Raw genomic sequence first — 13,214 nt, 5'->3', positions numbered from 1 at the left:
CAACGGGGAAACTACGGTGGTCGTAAGGCTTGACGCATTCGGGCAACCAATTACAGGCTTTTGTCAGGAGAAGAGTGTGGTGACAACAGTGTCTTATCCGTTTTCCGTTCTCGTTTGAGCCGCAACGCGGACATAATCAAAAAATACCTTCAAGACTTTTGATCGTGTGCTAAACTTGCTTCAAGAGAATGGAACTTGGGGGTCTTTTTCGAATCTCTCTTTTCTCCTCAATAGAGGGATTCTGGCGAACACTGATCGGTAGTCTTCGGCAGTCTACGGGTTAGATTCCATGACCTTTTATGTTCTAATACGCAAATTCCTGGTTAACCGCAAAACAAGGCGGGTGCTTCTCACGCTAGGCTGCCTGTTCTTGATTCTGCTCTGTTCTATGGCCGGGATTTACTACCTGGAGCAAGAACAGAGTTTATCCCTATTCGACAGCTTCTGGTTAAGCGTAGTTACCATGACGACTGTGGGGTACGGGGATATTGCTCCCAGGACTCACGGCGGCCGAATATTCATGACCCTGGTGACCATGATTTGCGGCATAGGTGTTATGGCGTACCTGGTTTCCCTGATAGCCACCCGAGTGATCGAAAGAGAGTTCAAGACTATGAGCGGACTGGTAGATCTCGATTGTACAGGACATATTCTGATCATCAACTGTCCTAACGAAGAAAAAGTGCATGCAATAATTGACGAACTGCGCGTGGACAATCGATCGTACGAAGTGCCCATTGTATTGATTTCGGATGATTTTCCCGAATGCCCGGACCAGCTTTTTCGGCGTAAAAACTTCTTTTTCGTGAAGGGAAATCCTTTACTTCGTCGAATACTGGACAGGGCAAACGCCAGAGAAGCCTCACAGGTGGTGATTCTCGCACGTGACCCCAAAGACGGTCATTCCGATGGTTTGACGACTCAGGTGGCTCTGGCGCTGGAAAACATGCATCGAAGCATCGGTAAGAAGTTGTACATTGCGGCGGAAGCGGTGAACAGGGATTCCGTCGAACCGCTCCGAACTGCAGGTGTCGATGATGTGGTTTGCCTGGAGAATCTTGTCCCGCCAATTATCGTGCAATCCATCTTGGACCCCGGCATTCCTGAGGTGATCTCCCAACTCTCATCAAAGCTGAAGGAACATCATTTCTATGTTGGTGCGATTCCAAAGCACGCTCCGAAATTATACGGCGCTGTTCGCAAACGTCTGCAGCAAGGCGACGACTTGCGGGTAATTCCAGTCGGTATCCTGAGGGACGGTAAATCCATGGTCAACCCTCCCGATACCCTGGAGCTTACCGAAAACGACAGGCTGGTGTACATAGCCGATACGCGGCAATGGTTACAGGATCTTCTCGTTGATGACACGGAAGCAAATGTGGTTTGATAGATCGTGGCTGATACATGAACCGAACCTGCGTTCGTCGCTGACATGACCGACAAGGTCTGTGTAGGGGGAGACCTGCGTGTCTACCCGAATTTGGCTTTTCTCGAACGATGGTATTCGCTTTTCTCACTCCATCCTACACCGTGAGCCGGTAGCGGCCGGCCTCCGTGCCGGCCAGATTAAATTCATAAAAGTGAATCGGCATAAGATCGGCCCAGACTCACATCTTAGCCTACAAGGATTCATATCACCACATGTCGACCTGATACGGTATTTGCTATTCAGTGATCAGGGGGAATCTTGGCAAAAAGTTTCCCCCTGATTTCAAGGTGAGCATCGTACTAACTGCACTCCTTGACGCATGCCAAAGCAGCGTCGAAGTTCGGCGAATCTGCTATTTCTTTCACAATTTCGCAATATCGAACGATTCCTTGACTATCGACCACAAATACAGCTCGGGAGAGAAGTCTGAACTCTTTGATGAGCACTCCGTATGCCGTCCCGAAAGAGGCATTCTTGTGGTCTGAGAGAGTTATTACACGATCCACTCCGGCAGCACCGCACCATCTTGCCTGTGCAAACGGAAGGTCCATGCTTATGGTGAGAATCTCAACATTATCGCCGAGAGTGGCAGCTTCTTGATTGAACCTCCTGGTGGACATGTCGCAAACCGGTGTGTCAAGAGAGGGCACAGCGGAAATGATACATGTCTTACCCTTGAAGGATGAGAAATCTACCGGCTTCAAATCCGTTCCTGTGACGGTGAAATTCGGAGCCTGATATCCAACCTTGATTTCATCTCCCAGTAAAGTGACAGGGTTCCCCCTCATGGTCACAATGCCGCTTCGCTCGTTCATGTATAGAAATCCTTTCCTTTACTTTGTTCGATAGCGTCAATCCGGAAATCATACCAATTTGCATTCAAAATCCCCCCATTCCCCCCTTTATAAAGGGGGGTTAGACGGGATTTTCGTCCAACTTTGAAAGCAAATCGCCATCAGTATGCATCCTCGTCTTCGAGAATGGATGCTTCAGTCAGTTTATCTTTGAAAATGTAGTATCCCCATGCCTGGTAGGCAATGACTATAGGAACGAATATCAACGCTACAACCAGCATGATCTTGAGCGTCAAGGGGCTCGACGAAGAGTTGAACGCGTTCAAGCTGTACTCAGGATTCATGCTGGAAGGATACAGATTGGGATACAATCCCACGATGCAGAATAGTGTGGAAAGCACTATGGTAGCAGCGGAAGCCGCCCAGGCAGTCCACCATGTTGCATGTGCTATGTAGAGTCTGGTCGCAAGCAGGGCAACGACCGCACCCAGCGGGATCACGAAGAGCACGGGATTCGCCAGGTAATTATTGTACAACGGGGTGGCAAACCAGGTGTACACAAGAAAGATGACTGCCACCACCAGCCAGGCTACCCATAGTTTGGCTGCGGAAGAAGCCGCCCGCTCCAGCATTACTCCTTCAGACTTGATCGCCAGCCAGATAGCTCCATGTACGCAAAACATAATCACAAAGAGCGCTCCGCCCACAAGTCCGTACGGGTTGAGCAACATCAGCAGGTTTCCGTGATATACACCATCTTGATCGAAAGGAATTCCCTGAAAAATATTGGCAAATGCCACACCCAGCAAAAGAGCAGGCACAAAGCTGCCGATGAACTGGCAGGTATCCCACAACTTGCGCCACGAATTGCCTTCGAACTTCCCGCGGAATTCAAATGAGACTGCCCGGATGATCAACCCGAACAGGAGAAGTAAGAGCGGACTGTACAAAGTGCTGAACATCACTGCATATGTCGTGGGAAATGCAGCAAATGTAACACCGCCCGCAGTAATGAGCCAAACTTCATTGCCGTCCCAAAAGGGACCCATTGCGTTATAGACAATGCGGTTTTCAATGTCGGTACGGGCAATAAAAGGCCTGAGAGTGGCCAATCCCAGATCGTACCCGTCCGTCATGAAATAAATGGCCCAGAGCAATCCCCACAGAAAAAACCATATAGTTTCCAACATGGCTCAACCTCCAATTTGCATCATGCAAGCCCGGGCGCTTCAGGGCCTTTCTTGGCGATCTTGATCATGATAACGAACGCTGCCAATCCCAGGAGCGAGTACAAGACAACAAACGCAGCAAGAGATATTGCAACCTGACTGGTAGCCAGAGTAGATACGGCATTACTCGTCTTCATCACACCATACACAATCCAGGGTTGGCGGCCGACTTCCGTCACCATCCAGCCAAGCTGCGACGCAATGAACGGTAAGGGAACCGACCACATCATTATCAGCAAATACAGCGGACTGGATTGCAGTCTATCCCGTAGCACCCAACCAATAAGAGAAAGGGCAATGAAGAGAAAGCCGAGCCCGACCATGAGCCTGAAGGAAACAAACACAAGCGTCACAGGAGGTCTCTCCTCCTTCGGCCATTCCTTAAGACCCTTGAACTCTGCATTCCAATCACCGAAAACCAGCCAGCTCATAAACTTCGGTATCTGTATCGCTTCGACATAGTTGCGCTCGTTTTTCTCATCAGGTATCACCATCATGGAAAAAGGCACTGCACGTTGCGTTTCCCATTGTGCTTCCATAGCAGCGACTTTGATCGGCTGCTTTGCGGCTACTTCTTTTCCATGAAGATCTCCGATAGCGACTACGCCCAGGGAAAATATCAGGCCGAACAACATGGCCAATTTGAAGGATTTGGTGAAGAAGGACGTGTGACTATTCCTCAGCAAATGATATGCACTGACCCCCATCACGAAAAATGCTCCAACAAGGTACCCCGCCATAACAGTATGGAGAAACGTGAAAATCGCGAAGGGCTGGCTCATAACCGCCCAGAAGTCGGTCAGTTCGGCACGTCCCCCTTGAATAACGTATCCCACAGGGTGCTGCATCCATGCATTGGCTGCAAGAATCCAGTAGGCAGATGCAGAAGAAGCAATCGCTACAAGCCAAATGCACAATGCATGAACTTTCGGGCTCAATTTTTTCCAACCGAAAAGCCATATTGCTATGAATGTGGATTCAAGGAAGAAAGAGGTAGTCGCTTCTATGGCGAGGAGCGACCCGAAAATGTCTCCCACGTATTTGGAATACCCGGACCAGTTGGTCCCGAACTGAAATTCCAGGGTTATTCCCGTCACTACGCCCACGCCAAAATTAACAAGAAATATCTTCCCCCAGAATTTCGCCATGTTTTTGTATTCTTCATCACCGGTCCGCACATAGATGGTTTCCATGACTGCAATCAGCAGGGCCAAACCAAGACTCAGCGGAACGAAGATGAAGTGGAACATTGTGGCAGCAGCGAACTGCAAACGCGATAACATAAGAACATCCATGCCCAATTCTCCTGTTGTCTGCTGTTAATGTGTTCTCAGCCAAACAATACTACGATCCCTCTGTGAATTCGAAAAACTGTCAGAAATTCAGGTTTGTGAAGTTGACAACAGCGACAAACTACGTCTTGCCCGCTCCCCCACGGAATGCGTGAAAAAACGGTCATCCAGATACACCCGGAATTCCGAAGGGTCTTCCGCCAATAAACGAAGAGCGTGCACACACTCTCTCGCCCGAAGCAAACCGGCAGCCCACGCAGCACAGCCTTTGATTATAGGATCGTTCGATTCCATGTACAAGCAGAGATGATTTCCCGCTTCGAGGATGGTGTCCGGTCTGACGAGGGAGAGTCTCACCGTTCCCCAGAGCAACCCCCTTTGTAGGGCTTCGTACTCGAGGAAATTTCCGCTCGGATTCAGATAAGATACAAAAACTCGGTTGTACTCGCCCGCGAGACCGTCATGTTGGGCCATAATCTCTGCCATTGTTTCCGGCGCTCCCCACCCGATCCCGCCGGATTCGTCATTGAGACTCCACATGAGTCGGCGCATTATCACCCTGCAGAATTCCCTGTCGGTTTCTGCCAATTGTGCAATGACCGCACCCATTGCGGTTATTGCCCGCCATCTCACTCTTTCGTCCGAATGCATGAGGAAAGCAAAAAGGGAATTGGTGACCTGCTTGAGTTGAAGCTGCAAGAGTTCGCCCAAGCTCGCGACAAAATCGTCAGCCTGAAGCTTTTCCAGGACAATTTTCTTCAGTCTTCTGAGACCGGGTGCACTGTCTTCCACGATTTCCCTTCCTCTGTATTCGTTCGGTTGGACAAAAGCACTTGTTGTTCGATTCGTCCTGCCAAGAGCTGTGATGAGCCAATCAAAGCAATCAGAGGATAGCTCGTCATGGGGGGACGAATCAGCCCGCTTTCACTTCCTCGTTTATGGCAACTGCGATCTGTCTACCGAGGTCGACACATTTCTTCAGATCTTCGTGCCGTGGGACAAACTGCAGACTCACGCCCGGATGAGCGATCTTCATCTTCATGTCTTCCAAGGCCGCATTCAGCAGTTTCACCGATTCCCCGCTCCAGCCGTAAGAGCCGAAGGCGGCTCCTATCTTGCTGGCGGGTCTCAACCCCTTCATATAACAGACCATATCAGCCATCTTTGGCAGCATGCCGTTGTTGAGTGTAGACGATCCCAGAATAACCGCTTTTGCGTCCAAGACTTCGGTCATCACGTCACTGCGATGATTGCAGCGTAGATCCAGAAGCTGGGTATGTATGCCACTCTCCACCAGACCGTCGGTAATCGCTTTGGCCATGGTCTGGGTGCTGTTCCACATACTGTCATATATGACAAGCGCCTTGCGTTTTGGGATCTGTTTGCTCCACACATCATATGCCTGCACTATCTGGAGCGGGTCTTTCCGCCAGATCAGGCCATGATCCGGAGCAATCATGTCCAGTTTCAGTCCCAATTTCCCCACATCGGCGATGAGCTTCTGAATGAGCCCGCTGTACGGCAGCAAAATATTTGCATAATACTTTGTGGCATGAGCCATGAGCTCGCCTGTATCGACTTCATCGTTGAATCGCTCGCTTGTAGCCCAATGCTGACCGAAGGCATCGCTGCTGATGAGCAGAGCATCTTCTTTCAGGTAGGAAAACATGCTATCCGGCCAGTGAAGCATGCGTGTTTCGATGAACTGCACCGTCCGTTTGCCCAGACTGATTTCCTGGCCGGTTGACACTACTTCATACGGCCAGTCTTCTTTATGATAATGGTCCAGGAGTGCTTTCTTGCCTCTCGCTGAACAGAAGATCTTCTCCGGTTTGATAAGGTCGACCATTTCCACAACAGAACCCGAATGGTCGGGTTCCACATGATTGATCACGAGATAATCGATTTTGCTCGGGTCGATTACTTTGTAAATGCAATGCAGCAAATCGTTCTTGAAAGAACCTTTAACCGTGTCGAACAGCGTTACTTTGTCGTCGATGGCAAGATAGGCATTGTATGTCGTGCCTTTCTTGGTTGAATATCCATGAAAATCGCGGACATTCCAATCGACGGCACCAACCCAATGAATTCCGGGTTTGATTTCGATGTTGATTCGCAATTCCAATCCTCCGTCGTGTTATACAAGATCAAATAGGTTGGACGGTTATAGCAGTTGACAAAATTTCTGACCTTTTGAACACCTTACCCTTTATAAGAAACGATAGGGTCCGGCATCCCTGCCGAGCCGAACTGGTCGATTTGTCCTGGAAAATGTGCCGGCACGGAGGCCGGCACCCACCAATTTTCGAGAAGCGCTTTTCGCAATCGGACAAAAATTCTGACATTTGCTATATAATCCCGTCTTCAGTTGTCGGTACGCATTCGCCGTTTTCATCTTTTTTTACCGAGACACAGAACAAAGAAATCTGTTGCATCCTCCAGCAGTTCCGGATAGATACCCGTAGAGGAGAGGCCTGCCGGGAACCCCGGCAGCTTTACTGTGCTTTCAAGACTATTCCGGTGAAAAACTGTCTTTGTCGGCTCCGCACACAGGGCAAACCCATTCAGCGGGGAGATCGGCAAATTCAGTACCGGCAGCTACTCCATTATCCGGATCTCCTTCTGCTGGATCGTACACATAACCACATACTTGACATACGTACTTCATGTTTCCTGCCTTTCTCATATGAATTCAAATCAGGGAGAGTCCCATAAGCGCTGACTTAGCGTGTTTTTGGTCGTTTGTTCCGGAGGAACAACTGACAATAGGCCGGCGATTCATCGCCGGTTAAGAAAAACCTAATGATTTTCAAGTCCCGGAGGGACGGCTGATACACAAATTCCCGGCAATGAATTACCGGGCTATTTTCTTTAGTCCCTGCGGGACAAAGAATTGCAGAAAAGTTAGAACCTATGAGGATGAATCCCCTCTGAAATTGCCTTATCTCAGGCAATTGAATCGATCTAATCTCGATCTGCTCGTCTACCGGAACTGACTGCTGTCACTCCCAAGTCGAATGCCTGTTTGAGATACTCAGGAAAATTGTTGATATCACCTTTTTTTTCAACAGATCTGACAAACAGGCCTCCTTCATAACTCATGTCAAGAGCGTCGTAGAAGTATTTGGCCACAAGCTGGATGCCCTCAAAGAGGTTTGCTCCTTTGGTCGCACCGACGGCAATGAGATATCCTCTACCACTTGCATATTTCTTGTGGTCTTCGGGTTTTTTCTCGAGCATCCGCCTGCACCAGAGAGCCTGGGACCGGTCGATGACAGCTTTCGCCTGGGCAGTGGGCCCATAAAAGAAGATCGGCGTGCTGAGAAAAATCACATCCGCTTCCACCAGCTTGGGGTAGATCGATTGCATATCGTCATCCACCACGCATTCACCGGTCTCGTCACATCCGCCGCATTCAAGGCACCCCGATACAGTCACGTCGCTGCAATAGACAGTGGATACGTCCGCTCCGGCAGATTCGGCTCCTTTGAGAGCTTCATCCAGCAGAATATCGCTATTACCACATTTACGCGGGCTACCGTAAATTCCGAGAACTTTCATTTCCTGTTACTCGATGGAGACTGAAGCAAGTCGCCATGGAACTTGCCAAGATTAAACAATGCGAAAAGCTGCTATTCAGAATGTCAGTATCTCGTGCCCTGCACTCTTGTACCGAGCCATACTCGGATGACCGGACATTTCATCGGAAATCGGAAGCCCCTGAGCCTCAACATCCTTGAGCACCCCCATTTTGGATGAACAAGCCCTGCACACGGCATCGACAAGGCCAAGTTCTTTTACTTTGGAATAAAGATTGAAGAGAGGGTTGCCTTGCTGAGCCAGCTCAGGGACCAGCTTTGTCGCTTCACCTTCCAGGACGATCTTCACATCATATTCCTTCGCGTGCATGTCTAAAGCATTCAGGAGAACATGCACAAAACAGACGGGGTCGCCTCTAAAAGCAAACAGCGCGATCTTGTTCACAGAAATCTCCTTTATCATTACGAACCGAGAGAAGATGACTCCGGCCTTCCCGCGGCATGAGTCTTATAGCAGGTGACATAATTTCTGACCTTTTGAACACACAGTGTTTTCAATGATCGGTAGGGGCCCGGCGTCCCTGCAGGCCCGAACCGGTTGATTTGCATTTGAAAAATGTGTCGGCACGGAGGCACGGCACCTGCCAATTGCCGAGAAATGCTTTTCGCAATTGGACACTGTTTATATACTTGTTTTATAACGTTTTCGCGTTTACGTCCTGCCAAAACACTATTTCGATCCGAGTCGTGGATCCTGGCCGCTCATTCCGCATTCCGGGATATAACAGGTCACGTTAAGGAATTCGCATTTAGTGCGGCACGAAGGGCACGTTTCCGGAGGATTTGCGGTTGCATCGGTGTCGAAGGTGTAGCCGCAATTCGAACATTTCCAGGTATTCTTGTCCATGATTCACCTCTGTTTAGGTTTTTGTCGAGGCTGTTCAGCCCCTTCGGTGGCACCCGGTTTCATGAGAAACTTCATGTAATCCAGCATATCTTGAATGTTTTTGGATAAGCTCCACCGACCGCCGTCGAAGACACCGTAATCCGCGCCAAGCATTGCAGATGACAGTCGCACTGAATTGGCATGAAATAACCATTGCTCGATCCACTTTTTTTCAATCGCTTCATCGAACAGATTGCTGTTGTCTGCAAGCTTTTTATCCCAGGCCGTTCTCATGATTTCGGTGGCCGAGAGGACCATTGCATCAGAAGTCTTGCGGGAATTCTGGAATAGATCCCAGTGGCCGTCCACCCAATCCGTTGTGTGACAAGATTTGCAGACCTCCTGCATCGTCTTCTGCCGGGCGGCAATTTCCTCGTCATTGATGAGATATTCCTTCGCCGACTCTCCCGTGAGCGTCGTGGGAAGAGGAAGTCCGTTTTTGTTCTTAATAATTGAAGTGTCCGGAGATTTCGGATGAGCATGAGAGTAGATCAATCCGAATAACCTCCAGGGAATACGGTCATTCATGCGGTGAGTTCTTTTCGCTATCACGTCGCCATCCGGCGATGTCAAAAGACTCGCGTGACAGGTCGCACACGTTGGCGCAGTGAAATCTTCCCCCACTCGCCACGGCACGCTCTTGAAATTCCATTCCTTTGCAAGAGCTGAATAGAGCGCGCCATGCTTGCTCACCGAATACACTTTGTATGCAGGGACATCCGGACCCTTATGGCATTGAGCGCACGTACCGGGACTTCTTGCAATCTCAATTGCGAACTGATGGCGGTTGTGGCATGCGGAACAGGAACCTTTGGATCCGTCAGGGTTAATTCTTCCAACGCCCTGATTGGGCCAGCCTGTGAGCACGGGGAAATCAAACGTACCCTGGTCGGTCTCGCGGGTCTGCAATCCTTTCACTTGAACTTCTGTTCCGTGACACTGCAAACAGGAATCGTCCTGAGATTTTTGATCCGGAGCGATCAACGTCGATTTAAGGCCGTGAACTGACTGCAATCCGTTGACTGCATTCATCAAACTGGAAAAAACAGAGTTTTTCGTGAGATTTCCCCATGCGTGAGACATGAGATTCTGATCGAATTGTTGCGACTCCTCAGCATGACACACAGCGCAGTCATTGGGCGTGACCGTCAAGTGCACTTTCTTATCGTTATGATCGAATGTGTCCTTGTGAGCGGCAGGGTTCAAGCTGTGACATTCCGCACAGCCCACTGCTACTCCTGCAAGCTGTTCAGGGATGTTCGGCGAAGAAACGCGTCTTTCCAGTTCAGGTTTTTTTCTCGCCGCGGCTGGGGTGGTCTTTGCGTGCAGGCTCTTTTTCCAATCCGCTATCATTGCCGGTGCAAACGTCGCGTGGCAATCAATGCACTCCTGGGTGGCCTCGCTCACAGGCGCTTCGCTCGCCGAAATGGGGCACGAAAAGGCAATTAGGATCAAAGCGAAGACAGCTGTCGCAGATTGCGGAGCAAAGATACGATTCGTGTCTAACCGGTTTATCGGCATCGTACATACTCCTCACATGCACCGAATTCGTGTGCGTCCATAAGCTTGCCTCATTTCGGCAGCTTCGACAGTTCACGGACAAGATCTTCCAGTCGTGGCATCTTATTGATATCGTGAACATCGATGTAACGAATTATCCCGGTCTTATCTATGACGAAAAGCGCTCGTTCCGATGTCCCGTCCGACCTCAGAATCCCGTAGCTCTTAGCAACAGCGCCGTGAGGCCAAAAATCCGAAAGGACAGGGAACCACAGGTTGCCCATTTGACCGCACCAGGCGCTAAGCGTCGGAATGTTGTCCACGGAAATTCCCAACAAGACAGCATTTGCCTCCAGAAAAAAATCCTTGGCAAGATTGTACCCGGGCCATTGCTGGGAGCAAACCGGTGTCCAGGCTGCGGGAACGAAGGACAGCACCACATTGTTCTTTCCCAAAAACTGATTCAGTGAAACTTTGTCCCCACTAAGGCTCGGCAGGGTGAAATCCGGTGCACGATCCCCTACCTTGAGGGTCAGGTCACTGTCTCGCGGCTTCAACTCACCTGGACGATACAGTAAGGCACCAGAGACTTCAGCCCACGTGTGTCCGCAATAAAGAAGCATGAGGAATAGAATCCCGACTGTCGTTTTTCCTGTGACCCGCATCAAACCTGCACCTATTTGAGATTCAACCCTTCCAGGATTTCCTTGAGAAAAGATTCGGCGTTCTTACTCTCACCTACATGGACTTTATGCACTTCCAAACGTTTATCGGTTTTTTTCAGTGCGATAAAGGTCGGGGTCCTGATTGGTTCGGAGACCATTTTTTGTAGAGCAGAATCTTCGTCCGGGAACAGAGGAAATTTGATATCGTACTTCTTCCTGAAAACGTCAACCTCGAAAGGGGTATTTCCTGTTCCAATGCCGATGAGTCTTACCTTCTTGCTCAAAACAGGGTCTTGCTGAAGGATCTTATAAATCTCGTTCACCGTGGGGGCATCCGCTTGGCAATACGGGCAGTACATGCTGAAGATTTCCACGAGAAGCACTTGGGCAGGAATTTCCGTCAGCTTGAACGTGCCCGACCGGGAAGTGCCGAGATAGTTCTGACACTCCGGGTCCGAGGGGACCGTGAATTCCATTCCGCCAAGCGCTTTGGAATCTAAAGACGTACGAGCCGCATGTCCTTCGAAGGGAAGGAGCAACATCAGTAAAAAAAGAGCCAAAACGGATTTCATGTGAACAACCTTCGGATCAAGCTTGTCCCGGAAAGCTGAGAGCCTTAAATGCTTTTTTCGATGCTCCACAAATGGGACACTTCCAATCATCGGGAAGATCCTCGAAAGCGGTGCCTTTGGCTATTTTGCCCTTACGATCGCCTTTTTCCGGATTGTAGATATAGCCACAGTTAGGTGTTTGACATTGATACACAGTCTTTTCCCCAAACAAATTGTTTCGCTAACGACTGCCGGGAAAATCCCGACAATCGTTTTCTTTGATTGTTACGCTTTCCACAACCCGTGAAGATTACAGTACTCTCGAGCAGTCCATTCTCCCTGGACGGGGAAGACGGCTTCCGGAGCTTCTCCGGGCTTCAAGAACTTGCGATACGTTTGGCCGTCTGCAACGATCTCGATCCACTCTATATAATGTTTTTCTTCCATCGGATGCGCAACACTGCCTACTTTGACCTGGAGTCCGCCGGCCACAGCTTCCTTCACAGGTACGTGTTTCTCTTTTGCGGCATCCACCGTATTTTCGACAAACAGTTTCATAGGTTGTCCGCAACAGACCAGCTCACCTGCGCCGGTATGCACCATTTCGACAATGTTTCCACAAACGTCACATTTGTAGATCTGGAGCAACTCAGTCATCAAATACCTCCTCAATTCACCAGTTTTCTGCAAGGATCTCATAATAACCCCGCGGATGGTTACAAGCAGGGCATGGATCTGGAGCCTCAAGACCCTCATGAAGGTACCCGCAGTTTATGCAGCGCCAGACCACGGGCGAATCCTTTTTGAAGACCTTGCCGTTTTTCAGATTACGAAGCAGATCCAAATAGCGCTTCTCGTGCTGTTTTTCTGAGATCGCCACTGCTTCGAAAACTTTGGCTATTTCATCAAAGCCTTCTTTGTATGCGATTTTGGCAAAGCCGGGGTACAAGTCACTCCATTCATAATTTTCACCGGCAGCGGCAGCCTGCAAATTCTCCTGAGTTGAAGCTATTATTCCTGCAGGAAAGGCTGATTGTACCATCAGCTCGCCACCCTCCAAATACTTAAAAAAACGCTTTGCGTGCTCTTTTTCCTGATTCGCGGTTTCTTCAAAAATCTGTGAAATTTGAATCAGCTCCTCTTTTCGCGCCTTGGAGGAAAAATATGTGTACCTGTTGCGTGCTTGAGATTCTCCGGCGAACGCTGCCAGAAGATTCTTCTCCGTTTCCGATCCCTTCATGTTCGGCATAAATTCTCCTTTCATAGAAT

General features: G+C 49.5%; 16 protein-coding genes. 1 reads left to right on the top strand and 15 read right to left on the bottom strand.

The features are described from left to right. Positions 1-289: 289 nt before the first annotated feature. Positions 290-1,387, top strand: a complete 1,098-nt coding sequence (locus tag DESTI_RS21290) for a potassium channel family protein (protein ID WP_014812045.1) — start codon at positions 290-292, stop codon at positions 1,385-1,387. A gap of 341 nt (positions 1,388-1,728) precedes the next feature. Here the strand turns inward: DESTI_RS21290 and tpx are convergent, their stop codons facing one another. The 15 genes from tpx to rbr form a co-directional block, all read right to left on the bottom strand. After that, positions 1,729-2,244 carry a thiol peroxidase gene (gene tpx, locus DESTI_RS21285; RefSeq protein WP_014812044.1) on the bottom strand — a complete coding sequence of 172 codons (516 nt, stop codon included), beginning with the start codon at positions 2,242-2,244 and terminating at the stop codon, positions 1,729-1,731. 140 nt (positions 2,245-2,384) lie between these two features. Then, a complete protein-coding gene (cydB, locus tag DESTI_RS21280; protein WP_014812043.1) occupies positions 2,385-3,413 on the bottom strand; it encodes a cytochrome d ubiquinol oxidase subunit II in 1,029 nt (342 codons plus the stop codon). Positions 3,414-3,433: 20 nt separating this feature from the next. Then, entirely contained in the window at positions 3,434-4,747 is a 1,314-nt protein-coding gene (locus tag DESTI_RS21275) for a cytochrome ubiquinol oxidase subunit I (protein WP_014812042.1), read from the bottom strand. Between the two features lie 87 nt (positions 4,748-4,834). After that, complete coding sequence (locus DESTI_RS21270; protein WP_014812041.1) at positions 4,835-5,536, bottom strand: DVU0298 family protein; 702 nt, start codon at positions 5,534-5,536, stop codon at positions 4,835-4,837. A 121-nt stretch (positions 5,537-5,657) separates the two neighbouring features. Further along, complete coding sequence (locus tag DESTI_RS21265) at positions 5,658-6,863, bottom strand: FprA family A-type flavoprotein (protein ID WP_014812040.1); 1,206 nt, start codon at positions 6,861-6,863, stop codon at positions 5,658-5,660. 393 nt (positions 6,864-7,256) lie between these two features. After that, complete coding sequence (gene rd / locus DESTI_RS21260) at positions 7,257-7,412, bottom strand: rubredoxin (protein ID WP_014812039.1); 156 nt, start codon at positions 7,410-7,412, stop codon at positions 7,257-7,259. A 296-nt stretch (positions 7,413-7,708) separates the two neighbouring features. Continuing rightward, a complete protein-coding gene (locus tag DESTI_RS21255; protein WP_014812038.1) occupies positions 7,709-8,305 on the bottom strand; it encodes a flavodoxin family protein in 597 nt (198 codons plus the stop codon). Between the two features lie 75 nt (positions 8,306-8,380). Continuing rightward, a complete protein-coding gene (locus DESTI_RS21250; RefSeq protein ID WP_014812037.1) occupies positions 8,381-8,728 on the bottom strand; it encodes a DsrE family protein in 348 nt (115 codons plus the stop codon). 285 nt (positions 8,729-9,013) lie between these two features. Continuing rightward, a complete protein-coding gene (locus DESTI_RS31120; RefSeq protein ID WP_014812036.1) occupies positions 9,014-9,190 on the bottom strand; it encodes a rubredoxin-like domain-containing protein in 177 nt (58 codons plus the stop codon). A 3-nt stretch (positions 9,191-9,193) separates the two neighbouring features. Continuing rightward, positions 9,194-10,750: a multiheme c-type cytochrome gene (locus DESTI_RS21245; protein ID WP_014812035.1), complete on the bottom strand. Its 1,557-nt coding sequence runs from the start codon at positions 10,748-10,750 to the stop codon at positions 9,194-9,196. Between the two features lie 50 nt (positions 10,751-10,800). Next, the gene (locus DESTI_RS21240) at positions 10,801-11,352 is read right to left on the bottom strand and encodes a peroxiredoxin (protein ID WP_237671451.1); all 552 of its coding nucleotides are present in this window, start codon (positions 11,350-11,352) and stop codon (positions 10,801-10,803) included. A 53-nt stretch (positions 11,353-11,405) separates the two neighbouring features. Then, entirely contained in the window at positions 11,406-11,966 is a 561-nt protein-coding gene (locus tag DESTI_RS21235) for a peroxiredoxin family protein (RefSeq protein WP_041287426.1), read from the bottom strand. A 16-nt stretch (positions 11,967-11,982) separates the two neighbouring features. Beyond that, positions 11,983-12,159 (bottom strand): rubredoxin, encoded by a 177-nt coding sequence (locus DESTI_RS30220; protein ID WP_211213702.1) that lies wholly within the window; start codon positions 12,157-12,159, stop codon positions 11,983-11,985. A 71-nt stretch (positions 12,160-12,230) separates the two neighbouring features. Further along, a complete protein-coding gene (locus DESTI_RS21230; RefSeq protein WP_014812031.1) occupies positions 12,231-12,602 on the bottom strand; it encodes a desulfoferrodoxin in 372 nt (123 codons plus the stop codon). A gap of 16 nt (positions 12,603-12,618) precedes the next feature. Further along, entirely contained in the window at positions 12,619-13,194 is a 576-nt protein-coding gene (gene rbr / locus DESTI_RS21225) for a rubrerythrin (protein ID WP_014812030.1), read from the bottom strand. Positions 13,195-13,214: the final 20 nt, after the last annotated feature.

Origin of the sequence: Desulfomonile tiedjei DSM 6799, assembly GCF_000266945.1 — a bacterium.
In the GTDB taxonomy this organism is placed as follows: Bacteria; Desulfobacterota; Desulfomonilia; order Desulfomonilales; family Desulfomonilaceae; genus Desulfomonile; species Desulfomonile tiedjei.
Note: the sequence above shows the minus strand (reverse complement) of the source record. Positions and strands in the feature narration are given on the sequence as shown.

Excerpts from the sequence above, each read along its gene's own strand:
- DESTI_RS21290 (WP_014812045.1), top strand. The coding sequence starts at position 290 with ATGACCTTTTATGTTCTAATACGCAAATTCCTGGTTAACCGCAAAACA.
- tpx (WP_014812044.1), bottom strand. The coding sequence starts at position 2,244 with ATGAACGAGCGAAGCGGCATTGTGACCATGAGGGGGAACCCTGTCACT.
- cydB (WP_014812043.1), bottom strand. The coding sequence starts at position 3,413 with ATGTTGGAAACTATATGGTTTTTTCTGTGGGGATTGCTCTGGGCCATT.
- DESTI_RS21275 (WP_014812042.1), bottom strand. The coding sequence starts at position 4,747 with ATGGATGTTCTTATGTTATCGCGTTTGCAGTTCGCTGCTGCCACAATG.
- rd (WP_014812039.1), bottom strand. The coding sequence starts at position 7,412 with ATGAAGTACGTATGTCAAGTATGTGGTTATGTGTACGATCCAGCAGAA.
- DESTI_RS21255 (WP_014812038.1), bottom strand. The coding sequence starts at position 8,305 with ATGAAAGTTCTCGGAATTTACGGTAGCCCGCGTAAATGTGGTAATAGC.
- DESTI_RS31120 (WP_014812036.1), bottom strand. The coding sequence starts at position 9,190 with ATGGACAAGAATACCTGGAAATGTTCGAATTGCGGCTACACCTTCGAC.
- DESTI_RS21245 (WP_014812035.1), bottom strand. The coding sequence starts at position 10,750 with ATGCCGATAAACCGGTTAGACACGAATCGTATCTTTGCTCCGCAATCT.
- DESTI_RS21240 (WP_237671451.1), bottom strand. The coding sequence starts at position 11,352 with ATGCTTCTTTATTGCGGACACACGTGGGCTGAAGTCTCTGGTGCCTTA.
- DESTI_RS21235 (WP_041287426.1), bottom strand. The coding sequence starts at position 11,966 with ATGAAATCCGTTTTGGCTCTTTTTTTACTGATGTTGCTCCTTCCCTTC.
- DESTI_RS21230 (WP_014812031.1), bottom strand. The coding sequence starts at position 12,602 with ATGACTGAGTTGCTCCAGATCTACAAATGTGACGTTTGTGGAAACATT.
- rbr (WP_014812030.1), bottom strand. The coding sequence starts at position 13,194 with ATGCCGAACATGAAGGGATCGGAAACGGAGAAGAATCTTCTGGCAGCG.